A 20081-nucleotide genomic window follows, 5' to 3' on the forward strand; every position below is an offset into this window, starting at 1 on the left:
TTACTTATTGCTTTAGACTTGCGTAAATCTTTTTAGGATTTACCAAATTGAAAGCCAGTTGCGGAAAAAACCTGCTTGCCATATAAAGCAGTTTTGTATCGCCTACGCGAATGGTATATTGATCCTTTTTAACTCCGGCAATCAGTGCTTTTACCAACTGTTCAGGAGTCATTTTTTTATCTTTTCTCTGAGCAGTCATCTCTGTGGCTACGACAGGAGGAAGCAACTCAAATACTTTTACTTTGCTGCCTAAAATTTCCAAATTCTTTCTAAGTGTTCTGGTATAAAAACTTAAAGCTGCCTTTGTTGCCGAATACGTAGGTTCTTCCAAAGCTGGTACAATACTCAAAATTGAAGTCGTATTTATTATGGCACTTTCTTCTCGTGACTTCAGCATATCTATAAAAAGAGTATTTAGTCTTATAACACCAAAATAATTAATATTCATTTCATAAATAGCATTCTTCAGAATTTGTTCATTTTTAATTCCGAGATTAAGGGCAGGGCTTCCAACACCCGCATTATTATATAAAATATCTATTCCCCCTAAAGAAACTACTTCCTCAAAAAGCTTTTTTGAATCTTCGGGATTTTCAACATCACTTTTTATAATAATTACTGACGGAAGTAACTTTTTCGCCGCCTCTAATTTATCCTGATTTCTGCCCGTTATAATTACCCTGGCACCTTCGGCTAAAAATTGTTTTGCAGATTCTAAACCAATTCCGGAACCACCTCCTGTAACTAATATCGTTTTTCCTCCAATAGTCATAATTTACTTATTTAAATTGTTTGCATTATCGACAGGAATCAATATAACCTGAAGATTTTATACTTTTTAGTTTATTTCAAAATATACTAAAAAGTATATTTTACAACAATAAAAAAGTTACACTATATGTTGTTCTAATTCCATTTTTAAACTTTTAATAAGACCATGCATCGGTTTTGCCGTCTCCATCACTCTGCACATTACAATCCCTCCTTCAACTGAAGCAACCAATTTAAAAGCAAAAACTACAGGATCAAGAGTTTCTGAAAATTCCCCATTATTAATTCCTTCCTGAAGTAAAGCAGTCAATTCCTGCTGTCCCATTTTAATAACTTTGGCCACTTTTTCCTTTATAAAAGGATAATTATCATCTACCTGTACGGCAGTATTAAATATCGGACATCCACCAGAAATATACGTTTCAAAAGGATTTTTATAAAAATCTAAAAAGGCAAATATTTTGCCTTTAATTGTTTTTCCTTTGTAAACTTCCGCCCTAATTTTATCTGAAACCATTTTAAGCGCTAAATCTATAACTTGTTCAGACAAATCATCTTTACCTTCAAAGTGACCATAAAGACATCCTTTTGTGAGCTTTGTTGCTTCCAGTACATCATCAATATTCGCCCCTGCAATGCCTTTCTCATTATATATTGGCACAGCAGTTTCTAGTATAAATTGTTTTGTCCTTTCTGCTTTTGTCAACATTGTAATTTCTAAATTAGGTCACAAATATACTAAAAAGTATATTTTATCAATGCAAATTTTAAAATAATTTTATATTATTCCTGATTTTATACTTTCATAGCACCCACTTTTTTTTAAAATTAAATATCATAAAAGAACACGGAATTTCTTTCACCGAAGCAACAAAGGCCAGACAGGCAGCTTCTGATAATCATGCCCATGAAGAAATACCTCTCTTTGAAAAAAGTATTGAAAACAAGGCCTTATTTGAAAAATATAATTTACCTTTTTAAAAAAATTAGAATATGAAAGCTATTACGATCACAAAATTTGGAGGTCCTGAAGTTTTACAGGTAACAGAAGTTCCTGATTTGATACCTTCTAAAAATGAGGTATTAATTCAAGTAAAAGCTTCCGGTATTAATAGAAGTGACATTTTGCAACGTCAGGGAAAATATGCCGCTCCAGGCAGTACCTCTAATGAAATCCCGGGTCTTGAAGTCGCCGGTATTATTGTAGAATGTGGCCCGGAAGTTACTCAATGGAATATTGGCGATCACGTTTGCGCGCTGCTTCCTGGTGGTGGTTATGCACAATATGCTGCTGTAAAAGAAGGTCACTGTTTACCAATTCCTAAAGGTTTAAATTTAACAGAAGCAGCCAGTCTGCCAGAAACAGTATTTACGGTCTGGTCTAACATTTTTGAACGAGGAAACCTTAAACCAGGAGAATCTTTACTCGTTCATGGAGGAAGCAGCGGTATCGGAATTACCGCAATTCAAATCGCCCATGCACTAGGCTCAAAGGTTCTAACAACAGTTGGTTCAGATCAAAAAGCGAAATATTGTATGGAGTTAGGATCGAATCTTTCGATTAATTATAAGACAGAAGATTTTGAAGAAATTTTAAAAAGTAAGGGTGTAGATGTTATTCTTGATATGATAGCCGGGCCCTATTTTCAAAAAAATCTAAATATATTAAACGAAGAAGGAAGACTTATTCATATTAATGCAGAGAATGGCAAAAACGTAGAACTTGATATCTGGCAGTTAATGACGAAAAGAATCAGTATCTCTGGTAGTACTCTACGAGTACGTGATGATAATTATAAAAATCGTTTAACAAAGGAAGTTTACAAAAATGTCTGGCCATTAATTGAAAATGGAAAATTCAGACCCGTTATTTACCAGACGTTTTCTTATCAGAATGTAATAGGTGCTCATCAATGCATGGAAGAAGGAAGCCATATAGGCAAAATAATACTAGAGTGGGATTCCAACATTTAGGCCTGACTCATCATAAAAAATATTCGAATCTATCAGGAAAGTCACTTAACAAAATAAAAATATCTGATCTTTTTGCCTAATCCCCAACTTTTGGACCTGGTCCTTTAATTTTTGCTGCTCCTCAGATTTACGTGTTGATCCCTTTTCGTGAACGCAGAAGGATTCGAACCTTCGACCGTCCCGATTAAAAATCGGGATGCTCTATCCAGCTGAGCTATGCACACTAAAAACCAATACAAAACAAAAAAGCCACTCGATTGAGTGGCTTTTCGTGAACGCAGAAGGATTCGAACCTTCGACCGCCTGCTTAGAAGGCAGGTGCTCTATCCAGCTGAGCTATGCGTCCATTTGTTTTAAAACTTTATGGTAAAGTTTCTGTCGGGGTGGCAGGATTCGAACCTGCGGCCTCCTGCTCCCAAAGCAGGCGCGATAACCGGGCTACGCTACACCCCGAAGGCAAAATTTAAGCGGAGAGACAGGGACTCGAACCCTGGCGACGGTTACCCGTCGACAGATTAGCAATCTGCTCCATTACCGCTCTGGCACCTCTCCAAGCTCAAGAAACGTGTTCTGTTTTGCGGTTGCAAATGTAAGACAACATTCCATATCTCACAACTATTTCTGCGCTTTTTTTAATCTTTTTTCAATCTTTTTTTTAAACCTGTTCACAATCAAACGAATAGAATTAACAAAAAATTGATATTAAATTTAAAATCCAATGAAACTCATACATATTGATACAAAATTTGAATTTATTTAAATAAAGAGTAAATTTGCTACATTAACTAATATTACACAGAAAATGAACAAAAGAGTTGTTATCGTTTCTGCCGTTAGAACACCTATCGGAAGTTTCATGGGAGGGTTATCTACCGTACCCGCACCAAAATTAGGTGCTGCCGCTATAAAAGGCGCACTTCAAAAAATTAACCTAGACCCAAAATTAGTTGATGAAGTTTTTATGGGCAACGTTGTTCAGGCAGGAGTTGGACAAGCTCCAGCACGTCAGGCCGCGCTTTTTGCAGGTTTATCTGAAGAAGTTGCTGCTACAACCGTAAACAAAGTTTGTGCTTCCGGAATGAAAGCTGTAATGTTCGCTGCTCAGGCTATTGCTTGTGGTGACGCTGAAATTGTTGTAGCCGGAGGAATGGAAAACATGAGTCTTATTCCGCATTACGTGCAAATGCGCAACGGAACTAAATTTGGCCCGGCAACTATGCTTGACGGAATGCAAAAAGATGGTTTGACAGATGCTTACGATAACAACGCAATGGGAGTTTGCGCTGATTTATGTGCGTCTGAATACAACATCAGCCGTGAAGAACAGGATAATTTTGCGATTCAATCGTATGAAAGAAGTGCAAAAGCCTGGGACGCAGGAAAGTTCGACAATGAAATCGTTCCTGTCGAAGTACCGCAAAGACGCGGTGAACCAATCATCATTTCTAAAGATGAAGAATACACTAATGTAAAACTGGACAAAATTCCTTCATTAGCAGCTGTTTTTACAAAAGACGGAACTGTTACTGCTGCAAACGCTTCTACAATTAACGACGGAGCTGCTGCTTTAGTTTTAATGTCTGAAGAAAAAGCAATTGCATTAGGATTAAAACCTCTAGCGTATATCAAAGGTTACGCTGACGCTGCACAGGAACCAAAATGGTTTACAACAAGCCCGGCAAAAGCATTACCAAAAGCATTAAACAAAGCCGGAATCGCAATTGGAGATGTTGATTATTTCGAATTCAACGAAGCTTTCGCCGTTGTTGGATTAGCCAATTCAAAAATCCTTGATCTTGATAACGATAAAGTAAACGTAAATGGTGGTGCTGTTTCATTAGGACATCCTCTGGGTTGTTCAGGAGCCAGAATCATCGTAACTTTACTAAATGTTTTAGAACAAAACAATGCTAAAACCGGGGCTGCTGCAATTTGCAATGGCGGTGGTGGAGCATCTGCAATTGTTATCGAAAGAGCTTAAATAATAATACAATAGATTGGGAGTTGTTAAAATAATAACTCCCAATTTTCAACTTATAAATTACCCTAAATGTTCGGAATTTGCAATCTAGCCATAGTACCCGTTCGATCTGAACCAAGTGACAGAAGTGAAATCGTTACACAACTTTTGTTTGGCGAACACATCGAAATTTTAGAACGTCAAAATCAGTGGGCCCGAATAAAAATTCAGTTTGACGATTATGAAGGCTGGGTAGATTCGAAACAATATCAGGTAATTTCAGAAACAAACTATAATCAGCTAAGCAAAGAAGCCATTATCTTAAATGCTGACTTGATTGATTATATCAGTGCGCCAGATAATTTATTATTGCCAATTCCGCTTGGCGCATCACTATCTTTTTTAAATAATAGCGAAATCAACACTTCAAACTTTGATTTTGAAGGAACAAAAACCAGCGGTATAAAACCTAAAAGCGCTTTAATAAATACTGCTTTTATGTATTTGAACGCTCCGTATCTTTGGGGTGGAAAAACACCTTTTGGGATCGATTGTTCCGGTTTTACTCAAATGGTTTATAAACTAAACGGCTATAAAATTCATCGTGACGCGTCTCAGCAAGCACTAGACGGAGAACCTTTAAGTTTTATAGAAGAAAGCGAAGCTGGAGATTTAGCCTTTTTTGACAACGACGAAGGAAACATCATTCATGTCGGCATCATTATGGACAATAATTACATCATTCACGCCAGTGGAAAAGTTCGCATTGACCGTTTAGACCATTTAGGAATTTACAATCCGGAATTGAACAAACACACTCATAAACTTAGAGTAATTAAGAAAATTATTTAATTTTTTAGCCACAGATTAAAGGATTAAAATGATTTTAAAATCTGTATTAATCTGTGAAATCAGTGTCAAAAAAAAATCCGCGATAATCCGTGTTTTCGCTTGCGAATCAGGGTCATCCGCGTGCCAACATTACGCACTAATTCGAATCGTCTTCCTAAACTCCGAAGGACTATTCCCTCTTTGCTTTTTAAAGAATTTATTAAAGTGACTTTCATCCGTAAAGCCAAATTCATAAGCAATTTCATTAATTCGTTTATCACTAAATTGCAAACGATGTTCAATCAGTTTTGTTTTGTAATTACTAATATATTGTTGCATCGTTTCACTCGCATGTTTCTTAAAATAACGTCCTAAATAGGTATTCGAAATTCCAAAATACTCGCTTAACGATTCCGCTTTTATTTTCTCCGGATAATAAATATTATTCTGAATATATTGTAAAATATCCATCGCTTTTCCTTCCGTTCCAACATTCACCTGTTCAGGTAAATACTTCGCAATATTTCTGGCCACAATAATAATCAGTGTGTTAACCAATTGCTGAATCAATTCCTGATTGTAAACATCTTTATCCTGATGTTCCCGACAGATTGCTTCAATCATCACTTTTACCAAACATTTATCCGCATCATTCTTCAAAATACAACCCGGCTGATGATTCGCATTCTGTAAGATATATTCTAAACGCTGAATATTTTCATTTTGCAGACTAGAGTTCTTCAAATAAATATCATTAAATCTCAAAAAGAAAAACTTCGTTTCCATTTCAATCGTAAAATTATGACAATCTTCAGGCGTCAATAAAAACATATGTCCGGCATCGTATTCAAAAATATTTTTGTTGATGCATTGTGAACCAGTTCCTCCCAAAATATAAACCAATTCAAAGAAATTATGACGATCTCCAACATCCGGATATTCATCCAGAGTTTCAAAGGAAACGGTAAACGGCTCGTATAAATTTTCTTTTTTCATGAGGTAGTAAATTATTTGAAGTTGCAAATTTACATAAAAAAGACAAATATATACAAGTTAAGACTCTTAAAAATGGTATAATTTTGCCAAGTGAAATTTAAGATTTAAAAATACAACATTATGGAATATAGAAAATTAGGCAATACCGAACTTGAATTATCAACTATTACATACGGTGCATTTGCCATTGGCGGAAACATGTGGGGCGGAAATGAAAAAGCAGATTCAATCGCTTCCATTCAGGCATCAATCGACCACGGCGTGACCACAATCGACACTGCTCCCTTTTACGGATTTGGCTTAAGCGAGGAAATGATTGGCGAAGCTATAAAATCTCACGATCGTTCAAAAGTTCAGTTATTGACCAAATTTGGTTTGGTTTGGGACGGAAGCAATAACAAAAAAGGCGATTTCTTTTTCGATGCCGACGACAACGGAAAAAAAATCCCAGTTTACAAATACGCTTCAAAAAGCAACATTATTAAAGAAGTCGAAGAAAGTTTAAAACGTCTTCAAACTGATTATATCGACTTATTGCAAATTCACTGGCCAGACTCCACTACTCCAATTTCTGAGACCATGGAAGCTGTTGAAACTTTAATACGACAAGGAAAAATCAGAGCGTTTGGCGTAAGTAATTATAGTATTCAACAGATTCAGGAAGCACAAAAAATAGTTCAAGTTGCATCAAACCAAGTTCCGTTTAGCATGCTGAATCGCAAAATCGAAACCGATTTGATTCCGCTAACACTTGCAGAAAACATCGGAATTATTGCTTACAGTCCAATGGAAAGAGGTTTATTAACCGGGAAATATTTTACTGACAGCAAACTTAAAGACAATGATCACAGAAATGGTTATTTCGGTCAATTTGATCTTCAAAAGGTAAAAACATTGGTCGAAGAATTAAGTTCATTGGCAAACGCAAAACACATTTCGATTTCACAATTGGTTTTACGCTGGACGACATTACAAAAAGGAATCACAATCGTTTTGGCCGGAGCAAGAAACGCAGAACAAGCGATTTCTAACGCAAAAGCAATGGATTTCGATTTGTCAGTTTCAGAATTAGATTTCATTAATCAGGCTATTTCAAAAGTAAAATAATAGCATTCTTTAAAATTTTAAACACATAGAAACATAGCCAATAGGAATGTATAAAGGCGTTTCACTTAGCCTAAAAACACATAGCTATGTGTGAGAAACTAGTTTCTTTCCACATTCTTTTTTAGCCAAAGAAAACTATGTTTCTATGTGTTTAAAATTATGCGCAATAAATAAAAATCAATAAAAATAATTTGGGTGTGTCCCCGCAGAAAAAGCGGGGTCGGGCTATCCGTTGCAATCTTTTGTGCCGAACCCCGGCACAAAAGGATTTCCACTTCTATCCCTCACACTCACGAATTCATAAGAAGATTTAAAGACATGAAGAAAATATTTATCATCAACGGAAGTCAAAATTTCGCTCATTCAGGCGGAAAATTTAACCAAACCGTTACCGACTGGACAATCGAATACTTAACAAACAGCAAGCAATTCGAAATAAAAACAACCGACATCAAACAAGGTTTTGATCTTGACGAAGAAGTCGAAAAATTCGTTTGGGCTGATGTTGTCGTTTATCATACACCTGTTTGGTGGTTTCAACTACCAAACCTTTTCAAAAAATACATTGACGATGTTTTCACAGCCGGACATAACAAAGGAATTTACAGAAGTGACGGAAGAACCAGAACCAATCCGGACATTAATTACGGAACGGGAGGGCAACTACACGGACGCAAATACATGCTAACCACAAGTTGGAATGCACCTGCAACCGCATTCACCCTTCCAGGAGAATTTTTCGAAGAAACATCTGTAGATGATGGAGCTATGTTTGGTTTCCATAAAATGAATAAATTTGTAGGTATGGAAAAACTAGACAGTTTCCATTTTCACGACGTTGAAAAAGGTGCCACCGCCGAAAACATTGACATCTTTAAAGAAAATTACACCAACCACTTAGATAAAACTTTTAACTTTTAACCTTTAACTTTTCACGATTATGATTTCAATTACAGCACTATTTAAAAGCAAAACAGAAAACATAGAACAATTACAAAGCATGTTAAATCATTTGGTCACCGAAACCAGAAAAGAAGCAGCTTGCGTACGTTATGATCTTCATCATTCTGAAAATGTTTTTATCATTTGGGAAGAATGGCAAGATCAGCCAGGACTTGATATCCATAACAATCAACCGTATTTACAGGATTTTATCAAGCAAAGCGAAGGTCTGGTTTCCTCTCCTATACAGGTTTATAAAACAACACAATTAGTATAAAAAGTTACAATAATTAGGCATCAATAAATTAACTTGCCTCATCTTTAATTAGTTGAACATGAGTAAATACCATCTTGCCGAAATTAATATTGCCAAAATGAAAGGAGTCACGATAAACGACCCGATCATGAAAGAATTTGTAGACAATCTGGATCTTGTCAATGCTTTAGCCGAAAACAGCGAAGGTTTTGTCTGGAGATTGAAAGACGACAGTTATAATGCGACAAACCTGAATCCGTATAATGACGAACAGATTATTGTAAATGTTTCGGTTTGGGAAAATATTGAAACGTTGGAGCATTATATGTACAAAACGTTTCACAGCGAGTTTTTAAGACGTCGTAAAGAATGGTTTTTAAAATTCGGAAAAGCAGCTACAGCAATGTGGTGGATTCCAAAGGGACATATTCCAACACTTGATGAAGCCGTAGAAAAATTAGATTACCTACAGCAAAACGGTCCTTCGCAATTGGTTTTTGATTTTAAAAATAAGTTTTCTGAGCTTAAAGAAACTGTATAGTTTTCCGCCACGAATTCACGAATTTATTTTTTAAAATCTATGCGCAAAGCATTTAAATTAATTCGTGAATTCGTGGCGAAAAAAACTACTTTATACCTCCAAAAGCACCAAAACACATATTCTTGTGTAAAATTTCAACGCTTGTAAAACCAACTTTCTTCATCAAATCCAATTGATAATTCATCGATCTTGGTGTGTCTTCTTTCTCTACATAATCCAAAACTTTCTGACGGTATTCTGCGCCTCCAATTCCCTCTAAATAATCGCCATAACGTTGCCAGGTATATTCATTTAATAATTCCGTGTCTTGTGTAATCAAGTCCGAAATCATGAAACAGCCACCTGGTCTTAATAACTTAAATATTTTAGTAAAAGTCGTTTCCCAGTCCTGATCATCCCTTAAGTGATGTAAAACTGCTCCTGCCAAAATAATATCAAAATGATTTTCTGGCAATTCGACTTCACGGATATCGCCTTGTTTGACTTCTACCTTACCATTTGTTTCCGCAGAAACTCTTTCAAAAGCTTTATCTAACATTGGCAAACTCAAATCGACTAAAGTGCAATTTAAATTGGGCAACTTAGATAACATTTTCAAAGTATAATTCCCGGCACCGCAGCCAATATCCAAAACATTTTGAGCATTCGGGACAATCCTTTTGGATGCTTCTGTAATTAATTCCAAAGAAATAGTAGCGTCAATTGTTGCCACTTGTCCCGTTTCTAAATTTGAAAATCGTTCGACATCATTATCAAAACGCTCTCTAATCTCTTCAATAGTTGATTTTTTCATTTTTTATGTTTTTTAACTTTGAGTTTTATTTTCACGCAGATTTTATACAGATTTAAGCAGATTAAAAAGGATTTTTTCTTTTAATCTTCATTTAGGATTCTAAATTAAATTTAAAAAATTCACGCATAAAAAAATATCTGCGCCAATCTGCTTAAATCCTTTTTAAAATCTGCGTGAAACAATTTTTTCTCAAAACTACTATTTTGATATATACTTCAAAAATACTTATTTTGTTAATTATTAATACTTAATAGGTATTTATGGAATTACGTCACTTGAAATATTTTCTGGCTGTGGCCGAAGAACTGAACTTTACCAAGGCCTCAGAAAAACTATTTATTTCCCAGCCTCCATTGAGTCGTCAGATTATGGAATTGGAAGAAGAACTTCAGGCAAAGCTTTTTATCAGAAACAACAAAAAAGTAGAACTTACCGAAGCTGGAAAATATTTCGAAAAAGAAGTCAAATCACTTTTTCAAGATCTGGAACGCATTTCCGTTAAAACAAAAAAGATTGCCGAGAATGTTTCAGGCGAATTCAGAATCGCGTATATCAGTTCGATTTATTCGTCTGTTATTTCAGACTTGATCAAACACTTGAAAGAGCAATTCCCGTATGTGAATTTCAAGCTTTTTGAAGTTTCCACCAGTAAACAAATTTCAGCTTTGGAACAGGGAAAAATTGATTTAGGAATTATTCGGTCAACGATAAAATCTCCAAAAATAAAAGCGCAATTGTGGTTTCAGGATGGATTTTCAGTAGTCTATAATAGGAGTTCGATTCAAATTAATTCAGAAGACGAGATTACGAATCTAAAAGACGAAACTTTTGTGTTTTTTAATAAAGATTACGCGCCACATTATTATGAAGTTTTATTAGAACTCTGCGCTTTCTACGGTTTTGAACCAAAAGTCGTTCACGAATCCAACAACATCAATTCAATTGTGCAATTGGTTAAAAATGGTTTGGGAATTTCGATTGTTCCCTCCAACATTGCGAAGAATAATCAGGATGCCGAAATCGGTTTTATACAATTGAAAAAAGTCAGTTTATTTACAGATGTTTCTTTAATAACTTCAAAAGAAGATGATTCTGAAATCACAAGATCTGCGGTGGATTTTTTATTGAAAAAAGAATAGCCACGAATTCACGAATTTCTTTTTTAGCTTGCGCATAGATTTTAAAAAATAAAAATTCGTGAATTCGTGGCTAAAAAAACGTTACAATTTATCACAACTTGTTTTGCGCTTAAAAGATAACTTTTAAATACCTTAGCAAATTATAATTCTCGTTAAAAAATCAATAAAAATGGCTGAGCAATCTTCAATTATATGCCCAAATTGCGGGACACCAATCGATGTTAATGATGTATTAAAACATCAGTTGGAAGACAGTATCCGTAAAGAATTTCAACAAAAAGCCAATGCTCAATCCAGAGAATTGGAACTTAAAAATGAACAATTCGAAAAAGCCAAAGCCGACTTTGAAGCTAAAAAGAAGCAGGAAAATGAACTTTTCGCTGAACGCTTAGAACGCGAAAAAAAGACAGCCGAAAAAGAGATTACCGAAAAGCTAAAAACCAAACTCGAAGAAGAAAATAAAGATCGTTTGACCTTAATGGAAAAAGAACTTTCTGAGAAATCGGAGAAGCTTCGTGAAATGAATAAAATGACAGGCGAAATTGCAAAACTCCAACGTGAAAAACTGGAAATGAAAGAAGCGATCGAAGCCGAGGCTCAAAAACAACTGAACGCTACTTTGGTTTTAGAACGTGATAAAATCCGTAAACAGGAAGAAGAAAAAAATGAACTTAAGATAAAAGAATACCAGAAACAATCTGACGATCAGAAAAAGCTAATCGAAGAAATGAAACGCAAGCAGGAACAAGGTTCTATGCAGTTACAAGGCGAAGTAATGGAATTAGCGATTGAAGAATGGCTGGCCAATAATTTTCCGTTAGACAGTATTGATGAAATTAAAAAAGGTGCCAACGGTGCCGATTGTCTTCAAATTGTAAACACACGCGAATTACAAAATTGCGGTTCAATTTACTACGAAAGCAAGCGTACCAAAGCTTTTCAACCTTCCTGGATTGAGAAATTCAAAAATGATATTCGAACCAAAAGAGCCAATATTGGTGTTTTAGTAACCGAAGTCATGCCAGCCGGAATGGACCGAATGGGAATGCGTGATGGTATTTGGATTTGTACTTATGAAGAATTTAAAGGTTTAAGTGCTGTTTTACGCCAGTCATTAATTCAGGTAAGTCAGGCAGTTCAGGCGCAGGAAAACAAAGGCGATAAAATGTCGATGTTGTATGACTTTTTAACTAGTAATGAATTCCGTTTGCAAATTGAAGGAATCGTAGAAGGTTTTACGCAAATGCAAGGCGATCTTGATGCCGAAAAAAGAGCGATGCAACGTATCTGGAAACAACGTGAAAAACAAATCGAAAAAGTGGTTCATAATACTTTAGGAATGTACGGATCGATTCGTGGTATTGCCGGAAATGCGGTTCAGACGGTTCGTGCTTTGGAATTGGATTTTATCGAAGGAGAGGAAGAAGATCCTAAGGAATTATTTGAATAACGATGCGAGTATAGAACGCGGATGACGCGGATTCGCTAAAGCGAAGACGCGGATTTATACGGATTTTTATTTTTTTCGTCCCGTATTGTCATTCCGAGGAACGAGGAATCCCCACAAGTAGCTCCGCACAGAAAGTTAAATCTTTGTCGAGCTACTTGTGGGGATTCCTCGTTCCTCGGAATGACAAACTATTCGATAACATCGAAATTAATACTAATCAACCTTTCTAAATACCAACAATTTTCCTGAAGGATTTGAAAGCGTCAATCGGTTATCGCCAATTGAATAAGTGGTTGTACTTTGAAGTGCTTTGGTAAATTCGCCTTCTTTATTACCCGGCGCGCAGGCCATTAAAGTCGAAATTACTTTGGTAAATCTTAATAGGTCTTTTTCATAAAATATAGTTCCGGAAATTGAATTACAGCCTCCAAAACCCATAAAGGTATTTTCCTGTGCATGAATTTCTATTCTTGGTAATTCTTTTTGATAATCGGCTATGAAAACTTTATAACCGTTTAATTCTTCCAAAACCCAAATATCATGGAGGCGGTAATCGGTAATATATTTTCCGCAGCCTTCGACTTTTTTAGACTCAAGCTCTGAATTGTTTTTAATTTCAATTGAAACTTTATAAGGCGAAATCGCGCCCGACATAGAATCCTGACAATCTACTTGCTGAATGGTAACTGTCGCTGTTGCCTGTTCATTGTTCAATTTATACATTTTAACATTGGCATCCATTGCTTTTATAGGTTCAACAGATGAAAAAATGATTTTCTCTTTTCCAGGAATCAGCGATGTAAAGATGGTTTGCTCCTTCCCTAGAGTTATTCCCCAGAAAGGTTCATTTCCGGTTGCTTTAAAATAGATGGTCATATCAGCTTCCTGAGAATTTGTTGCTGAAGCTGTTTCTTTTGAACCTGATGTTGCTGATTTACAACTTACTATCAAAGAAGATAAAACCAAGAATACAAATATATTTTTCATGAGATTGCTATTTAAAATGAATTGAATTTACAACAATTTTTTGAAAAGCTTATTTAGAATCCTTTCAAATTTAAGAAAATCGGCACCAAAATCATAAATTTTACAATGCTGGGAAACCGTCTGAAATCCGCACTACTTAAGAGATTACGATAAAATACGTATTTAATTTAGTTATTTTTCTAACAAAAAAGTAAACTAAGTACGTATTTTAATAAGTATAAATACTTATATTTGCGTAGTAATACTTAATTAAAGAAATCATGATAAGAGTAATAGTAGTTGGAAACGGCATGGTTGGTTATAAATTTTGCGAAAAATTCATTGCAAAATCAGGACAGGAAAAGTATCAGATTACCGTTTTTGGTGAAGAGCCAAGACGTGCTTACGACCGTGTTCACTTAAGTGAATACTTTGGAGGCAAAACCGCAGATGACTTATCAATGTCGACTAGTGAATGGTACGCAGAAAACAATATTATTCTAAACACTTCTGAGTTAATTACAGATATTAACAGAACAGAAAAAACAATACATACGCATTTAGAAAAAACCCATACGTACGACTACTTAGTTCTTGCAACTGGATCTTCGGCATTTGTACCTCCAATTGACGGTGTTGAAAAAGAAGGTGTGTTTGTGTACAGAACCATCGAGGATTTGGATGCGATTATGGGGTACGCCAAAAAAATAAAACAAAAAGGTGCAACAGAAGCAGCCGTTTTAGGTGGTGGTCTATTAGGTCTAGAAGCTGCAAAAGCGGTTCGTGATTTAGGTCTTAATCCACACGTAGTGGAATTTGCTCCAAGACTGATGCCGAGACAATTGGACAAAGGTGCCAGCGACATGTTGCAGTCTAAAATTGAAGAATTAAATATTGGCATTCATTTAAACAAAGCCACACAATATATTGACGGTGCGGCATGCATAACGGGAATGATGTTTGCCAACGAAGAATTGTTAAAAGTTGATATGTTGGTTATATCTGCCGGAATTAAACCTCGCGACGAATTAGCCCGAGTTTCAGGATTGGAGGTTGGTTTACGAGGCGGCGTTGTGGTAAACAATCAGATGCAAACATCAGATCCTTCTATTTATGCGATTGGCGAGGTGGCTTTATACAATCAAAACATTTACGGACTTGTTGCTCCTGGTTACGAAATGGCCGATGTAGCTGCTGAGCAAATCTTAAATGGTTCTAAAACCATGAGAGAAACCATCGATATGTCGACACAATTGAAACTAATTGGTGTTGAAGTTGCGAGTTTTGGTGATCCTTTTATCGAAAATGACGATGTAACGGCTATTATTTATGAGAATAAATTATCAGGCGTTTACAAAAGAATCAACGTTACTAAAGATTCTAAAACCTTATTAGGCGGAATTCTAGTTGGTGATTCAAGCGATTATAATTCACTTTTTCAGATTTACAGCAATGCTATGGCTTTGCCTAAAAATCCTGAAGATTTGATTTTAGGATCAAGAGACGGTTCTGAAGGTTCAAGTTTAGGAAGCGTTTTAGACTTGCCGGATACTGCTGTAATTTGTTCTTGCGAAAACGTAACAAAAGGTTCTATTTGCTGTTCGCTTTTAGACGAAACCTGCTCCAGTTTTTCAGATGTTGTAAAACATACCAAAGCAACTTCAGGTTGTGGAGGCTGTAAACCAATGGTTTCTGATTTGGTAAAAGCCACTCAAAAATCACTTGGAAAAGAAGTAAAAGAGGTTATCTGCGAGCATTTTAATTATAACCGTCAGGAATTATTTGACTTAGTAAAAATCAATAAATACGAGAATTTCTATGATGTAATAGACCATCACGGAAAAGGTGACGGCTGTGAAGTTTGCAAACCAGTTGTAGCTTCGATTTTCTCCAGTATTTACAACGATACTGCCAACAAACACGTAACCACACAAGATACTAACGATAGATTTTTGGCGAACATTCAACGAAACGGAACGTATTCTGTTGTACCAAGAGTTGCCGGTGGAGAAATTACGGCAGAGAAATTAATCGTTATCGGAGAAGTTGCTAAACAATTCGATTTATATACTAAAATTACGGGTGCTCAACGTGTTGATTTGTTTGGAGCTCATTTAAGTGACTTACCAAAAATTTGGAAAATCTTAATTGACAATGGTTTTGAAAGTGGTCACGCTTATGGCAAATCACTTCGTGCCGTAAAAAGCTGTGTCGGAAATGCCTGGTGTCGTTACGGAATGGACGACAGCGCCGGATTTGCAATCGAATTAGAAAACAGATACAAAGGAATCCGTTCTCCGCACAAATTAAAAGGTGGTGTTTCGGCCTGTATTCGCGAATGTGCCGAAGCCCGTGGAAAAGATTTTGGTTTAATTGCTGTTGAAGGCGGATGGAATTTATACATCGCCGGAAATGGTGGAGCGAACCCAAAACACGCTGTTTTATTAGCCGAAAAAATTGATAAAGAAACGGTTATCAAATATATGGATCGCTTTTTAATGTATTACATCCGCACGGCTGGTCCGCTGATTAGAACTTCTACCTGGCTGGAAAAACTGGACGGAGGTTTAGAGTATTTGAAAGAAGTAATTATTGAAGATAGTTTAGGCCTTTGCGAAACCTTAGAAGCTGAAATGCAAACTTTAGTTAACACTTTCGAATGCGAATGGAAACAAGTATTAGAAAAACCAAGATTATTAAAACGTTTCAACCATTTTGTAAACTCTGAGGAGAAAGATGACAATGTTGTTTTTGTTCCTTTAAGAGATCAAAAAGCGCCAAAAGCTTGGTCTTAAAACTTTATAAATAAATTTTAAACACATAGAAACATAGCTCATTGAAATGAATAAAGGCGTTTCACTTGCTTAAAAACACATAGCTATGTGTTAGAAACTAGTTTCTTTTGATTTCCTTTTCCAAAGACAAAAAACTATGTTTTCTATGTGTTTAAAAACAGCTCCAAAAAAAGAAAAAAAATATCACAAACGTTTGCTGTCCTCTTACCCTCTTTTTTACTGCGCCATCAAACTCTCTTGATTGTAAAAAGAGGGATAAGAAACAGGAACAAAAAAATGCTCAAAATGGAAGAAATCTTAAGTCAATACGAAACAGTACATCCAAACGATGCTACAATTTGGTTCAAAGCCGGAAAAGTAGAAGATTTTCCAACCAATCGCGGAGGCTGTATCAAATATAAAAACAAGCAAATCGCGATTTTCAATTTTTCACGCCGCAACGAATGGTACGCTTGTCAAAATGCCTGTCCACACAAAATGGAAATGGTTTTGGCCAGAGGAATGACCGGATCTACAGATGATATTCCGAAAATTGCGTGTCCGATGCACAAAAAAACGTTTTCATTGGTTGACGGTTCAAACCTGAATGGAGATGATGATTTAAAAATTGCAACGTATCCGATTAAAGTCGTTGAAGACGAAGTGTTTGTTGGGTTTATAGACTAGAAAATTTGTAAAATGCAAAATGTAAACTGTAAAAAGTGAGACGTAAAAAGCCATAATAAAGAATTCACATTTCATATTTCACATCTAACGTCTTTCATCTCACTTTCAATTTTCAACTTTAGACTTTTATACTTATTTACGTATATTTGAAATCTATTATCCAACCAACAATGACTACACCTTTTCAAAAAGCAACCGAATGGATTGATGCCGAAAACGCTCAGGATCCAAATATCGAAATCGATCAAAACAACGAATATCCTAAAGAATTACTCTATTCAAACAGGATGTACAAAAGGCTGATGCAATTTGAGCCTGAAGCTTCAGAAGAAGTTCAGATTGCCTCAAAAGCACAACACATTTGTCGATGGAAAGTCGCTCGCGAATCATACCCAATGGATCGTGTGGGCTATTTGAGATGGAGAGAAGAATTGAAAAAATTTCATGCTAAACTTACTGCCGAAATCTTAGAAAAAGCAGGATATAATCAAGATTTTATTGACCGTGTTTCTTTTTTAATCGAAAAAAAATTACTTAAAAAAGATGCCGAAACACAACTGCTTGAAGATGTAATTTGTTTAGTCTTTTTAGAATATTATTTAGATCCTTTTGTGCACAAACATGATGAGGAAAAACTAAAAAATATCATCAAAAAAACCTGGGATAAAATGTCGGACAAAGGACATCAGGAAGCTTTAAAGATTAATTATTCTGAAGAAAATTTAAACTTGATAAAAGCTTCTTTAGGATTGTAATTTATTATGAAATGAGCTGAAAGCGAATTCCATTTTCCGCTAAAGACAAATATTATCTTCGAATGAAAAAAAGCAATCAGGAAACTGCAGATAAAATTACGTTCAAAAATTTACGCCGTCTGTATTTTTTTGCACTGTGGACTATTGCTATAACTATAATTATAAGTCAGGTTTTAGTTCAATACAACTTAAAACAACAGCTTAGCGATTCTAAAATCATCAATATTTCCGGGAAGCAGAGAATGCTGAGTCAGAAAATTGTAAAAGAAGTATTGATTTTACATTATGTTTCTGATACCACTTCTCAAAAACAAATTTCCCATCTAAAAAATGTTTTATCTCTTTGGAAAAACAACCAAAATTCACTCGAAAATGGAAGTGATAGCCTGGCTTTTCCGAAAGAAAAAAGCGAAACGCTAGATAAATTATACCTTGAAATAAAACCTAGTTTCAACAATATTGTAGAAACGACCGATTTGTTTCTGCTGAATTTAGAGCAAAAAAGCAACTTAGCAACGAATCAAAAACTGGTTGAAACCATTCTGAAAAACGAAGGTCTTTTTCTTTCGAAAATGAATCAGATTGTGAGTCAGTATGATCTGGAAGCACACGAAAAAGTAACAGAACAACGCCGAATCGAGTATTGGATTTTTGCCTTTACCCTATTAGTCTTACTGCTGGAATTTTTCTTTATCTTCAAACCAACCAACAAAAAGATAGAACGACTTATTGCCAAACTTTTATCTTCTGAAAAGAAAGCTTTAAAACTCGCATACGACACCGAGATTATCAGCGAAATAAAGGAAAACTCCGTAAAAGAATTAAAATCGCTGAATTATGCGATGGAAAATACGCTGCTCTATTGCCGGATTGCGCCTGATGGTTCCATTATTCATATTGGTGAAAAATTCGCCAAACTTTTAAATTACACTAAGTTTTCTTCCAACAAAAAATTCTCTGAAGTTTTAACCACTGACGAAAAAGAGCAATTAAATATTGACCGCATTATTTTCGAAAAACAGCGCAGTGGCTGGCAGGGTGAAATTAATATTATCAACAAAGAAGCACAAAATATCTGGCTGGATCTTTCAATGGTTCCGGTTACCATAAAAAAAGATGAACTAGAACTTCTAATTATTTGTTTCAATATTACAGAACGCAAAAAAGCACAGCGTGAAGTAGAACGGCTAAACATCGAAAACAGTACCGAAAAAATCAATCAGCAAAAGGTTATTTCGAGTAAAATTGTTGAGAATCAGGAAAACGAACAAAACCGAATTGCCAAAGAAATTCACGACGGAATTGGCCAAATGTTAACTGGTTTGAAATTCAGTTTAGAAAGTATCAATTTGGATGACAAGGAAAAATCGGCTCAAAAAATTGAATATTTAAAGAAATTATCTCTTGATATTATCAAGGGAGTCCGCACCGCAACTTTCAATTTAATGCCTCCGGAATTAAGCGATCACGGTATTGTTTCATCACTGGCAAAACTGACTCAGGAACTTTCTAAACTGACAGGAAAAGAAATTCTATTCTATAACAAAACCGATTTTAGCCAGCGTTTAGATTCTTTAATCGAAATCAATATTTATCGCCTTACCCAGGAAGCCATCAATAATGCCATTAAATACGCTGAATCATCGCATATTATTGTTCAGCTTTCGCACAGCAATACTTTACTTAGCATTATTGTAGATGACAACGGTAAAGGTTTTGATGTAGCTGCTGTTGATAAGAAACGTAACAGTGAATCCGGAATGGGAATGTTATTTATGCAGGAAAGAATCCAATACATTAACGGACGCGTTTTCTTTAAATCAATTCCTGGTGAAGGGACTAGGATTACTTTTAATATACCAATTTGAATAATTAGATAATTTGTCAATTAGATAATTAGATAATTTTCCGTTGTATATATCAATGACACGCGAAACTCCGCAATCAAAATCTCCAATCTTTGTCGATCCACGAGTGTGATCTCTCCTTCGTCGAGATGACAAGTTTGCGCAAAAAAATAACCAAATAACAAAGTTGTTTGCACATTATCTAATTATCTAATTGCCACATTATCTAATTAAACAATTCTCACATTATCTAATTATCTAATTGGCACATTATCTAATCTAAAAAATTACG

General features: G+C 35.5%; 18 protein-coding genes and 3 tRNA genes. 13 read left to right on the plus strand and 8 right to left on the minus strand.

The window, feature by feature from the left end; all coding sequences use genetic code 11:
* Positions 1-4 precede the first annotated feature (4 nt).
* Both B0A65_RS06750 and B0A65_RS06755 read right to left on the minus strand, forming a co-directional pair.
* Positions 5-772, minus strand: coding sequence for an SDR family oxidoreductase (locus B0A65_RS06750; protein ID WP_074658500.1), 768 nt, complete (start codon positions 770-772; stop codon positions 5-7).
* A 117-nt stretch (positions 773-889) separates the two neighbouring features.
* On the minus strand, positions 890-1480 hold the full coding sequence (locus B0A65_RS06755; protein WP_074658502.1) for a TetR/AcrR family transcriptional regulator: 591 nt from the start codon (positions 1478-1480) through the stop codon (positions 890-892).
* A gap of 284 nt (positions 1481-1764) precedes the next feature.
* Between B0A65_RS06755 and B0A65_RS06760 the strand changes: the two genes are divergently transcribed.
* Positions 1765-2745: an NAD(P)H-quinone oxidoreductase gene (locus tag B0A65_RS06760; RefSeq protein WP_074658504.1), complete on the plus strand. Its 981-nt coding sequence runs from the start codon at positions 1765-1767 to the stop codon at positions 2743-2745.
* Between the two features lie 272 nt (positions 2746-3017).
* On the opposite strand, the gene B0A65_RS06770 is transcribed toward B0A65_RS06760, so the two are convergent.
* From B0A65_RS06770 to B0A65_RS06780, 3 genes are all read right to left on the minus strand, one after another.
* Positions 3018-3091: transfer RNA gene (locus B0A65_RS06770), tRNA-Arg, on the minus strand.
* 32 nt (positions 3092-3123) lie between these two features.
* Positions 3124-3198, minus strand: a tRNA-Pro gene (locus B0A65_RS06775).
* A gap of 15 nt (positions 3199-3213) precedes the next feature.
* Positions 3214-3297, minus strand: a tRNA-Ser gene (locus B0A65_RS06780).
* Positions 3298-3547: 250 nt separating this feature from the next.
* Here B0A65_RS06780 and B0A65_RS06785 point away from each other — a divergent pair.
* Positions 3548-4726, plus strand: a complete 1179-nt coding sequence (locus tag B0A65_RS06785; protein WP_074658506.1) for an acetyl-CoA C-acyltransferase — start codon at positions 3548-3550, stop codon at positions 4724-4726.
* A gap of 69 nt (positions 4727-4795) precedes the next feature.
* Positions 4796-5557, plus strand: coding sequence for a C40 family peptidase (locus tag B0A65_RS06790; RefSeq protein WP_074658507.1), 762 nt, complete (start codon positions 4796-4798; stop codon positions 5555-5557).
* 129 nt (positions 5558-5686) lie between these two features.
* Here the strand turns inward: B0A65_RS06790 and B0A65_RS06795 are convergent, their stop codons facing one another.
* The gene (locus tag B0A65_RS06795; protein WP_074658509.1) at positions 5687-6532 is read right to left on the minus strand and encodes an AraC family transcriptional regulator; all 846 of its coding nucleotides are present in this window, start codon (positions 6530-6532) and stop codon (positions 5687-5689) included.
* Between the two features lie 120 nt (positions 6533-6652).
* On the opposite strand from B0A65_RS06795, the gene B0A65_RS06800 reads away from it, so the two are divergent.
* The 4 genes from B0A65_RS06800 (at position 6653) to B0A65_RS06815 (ending at position 9378) form a co-directional block, all read left to right on the plus strand.
* Positions 6653-7639: an aldo/keto reductase gene (locus B0A65_RS06800; protein WP_074658511.1), complete on the plus strand. Its 987-nt coding sequence runs from the start codon at positions 6653-6655 to the stop codon at positions 7637-7639.
* A gap of 318 nt (positions 7640-7957) precedes the next feature.
* Positions 7958-8560 (plus strand): NAD(P)H-dependent oxidoreductase, encoded by a 603-nt coding sequence (locus tag B0A65_RS06805; RefSeq protein WP_074658512.1) that lies wholly within the window; start codon positions 7958-7960, stop codon positions 8558-8560.
* Between the two features lie 19 nt (positions 8561-8579).
* Complete coding sequence (locus tag B0A65_RS06810; RefSeq protein WP_074658514.1) at positions 8580-8858, plus strand: putative quinol monooxygenase; 279 nt, start codon at positions 8580-8582, stop codon at positions 8856-8858.
* Positions 8859-8916: 58 nt separating this feature from the next.
* Positions 8917-9378 carry a DUF3291 domain-containing protein gene (locus B0A65_RS06815; RefSeq protein WP_074658516.1) on the plus strand — a complete coding sequence of 154 codons (462 nt, stop codon included), beginning with the start codon at positions 8917-8919 and terminating at the stop codon, positions 9376-9378.
* Positions 9379-9463: 85 nt separating this feature from the next.
* On the opposite strand, the gene B0A65_RS06820 is transcribed toward B0A65_RS06815, so the two are convergent.
* Positions 9464-10171 (minus strand): class I SAM-dependent methyltransferase, encoded by a 708-nt coding sequence (locus tag B0A65_RS06820; RefSeq protein ID WP_074658517.1) that lies wholly within the window; start codon positions 10169-10171, stop codon positions 9464-9466.
* A 260-nt stretch (positions 10172-10431) separates the two neighbouring features.
* Here B0A65_RS06820 and B0A65_RS06825 point away from each other — a divergent pair, with 260 nt between their 5' ends.
* On the plus strand, positions 10432-11310 hold the full coding sequence (locus B0A65_RS06825) for a LysR family transcriptional regulator (protein WP_074658519.1): 879 nt from the start codon (positions 10432-10434) through the stop codon (positions 11308-11310).
* 169 nt (positions 11311-11479) lie between these two features.
* On the plus strand, positions 11480-12760 hold the full coding sequence (locus B0A65_RS06830; RefSeq protein WP_074658521.1) for a DUF2130 domain-containing protein: 1281 nt from the start codon (positions 11480-11482) through the stop codon (positions 12758-12760).
* Positions 12761-12973: 213 nt separating this feature from the next.
* On the opposite strand, the gene B0A65_RS06835 is transcribed toward B0A65_RS06830, so the two are convergent.
* Complete coding sequence (locus B0A65_RS06835) at positions 12974-13747, minus strand: META domain-containing protein (protein ID WP_074658522.1); 774 nt, start codon at positions 13745-13747, stop codon at positions 12974-12976.
* Positions 13748-14007: 260 nt separating this feature from the next.
* Here B0A65_RS06835 and nirB point away from each other — a divergent pair, with 260 nt between their 5' ends.
* The 4 genes from nirB to B0A65_RS06855 all read left to right on the plus strand — a co-directional run bounded on the left by nirB (position 14008) and on the right by B0A65_RS06855 (position 19810).
* On the plus strand, positions 14008-16521 hold the full coding sequence (nirB, locus tag B0A65_RS06840) for a nitrite reductase large subunit NirB (RefSeq protein WP_074658523.1): 2514 nt from the start codon (positions 14008-14010) through the stop codon (positions 16519-16521).
* Positions 16522-16806: 285 nt separating this feature from the next.
* Entirely contained in the window at positions 16807-17187 is a 381-nt protein-coding gene (gene nirD / locus B0A65_RS06845; protein WP_074659222.1) for a nitrite reductase small subunit NirD, read from the plus strand.
* 170 nt (positions 17188-17357) lie between these two features.
* Entirely contained in the window at positions 17358-17942 is a 585-nt protein-coding gene (locus B0A65_RS06850) for a DUF4202 domain-containing protein (RefSeq protein ID WP_074658525.1), read from the plus strand.
* A 62-nt stretch (positions 17943-18004) separates the two neighbouring features.
* On the plus strand, positions 18005-19810 hold the full coding sequence (locus tag B0A65_RS06855) for a PAS domain-containing sensor histidine kinase (RefSeq protein ID WP_074658527.1): 1806 nt from the start codon (positions 18005-18007) through the stop codon (positions 19808-19810).
* Positions 19811-20081: the final 271 nt, after the last annotated feature.

This window comes from Flavobacterium frigidimaris (genome assembly GCF_002217275.1).
Classification (GTDB): domain Bacteria; phylum Bacteroidota; class Bacteroidia; order Flavobacteriales; family Flavobacteriaceae; genus Flavobacterium; species Flavobacterium aquidurense.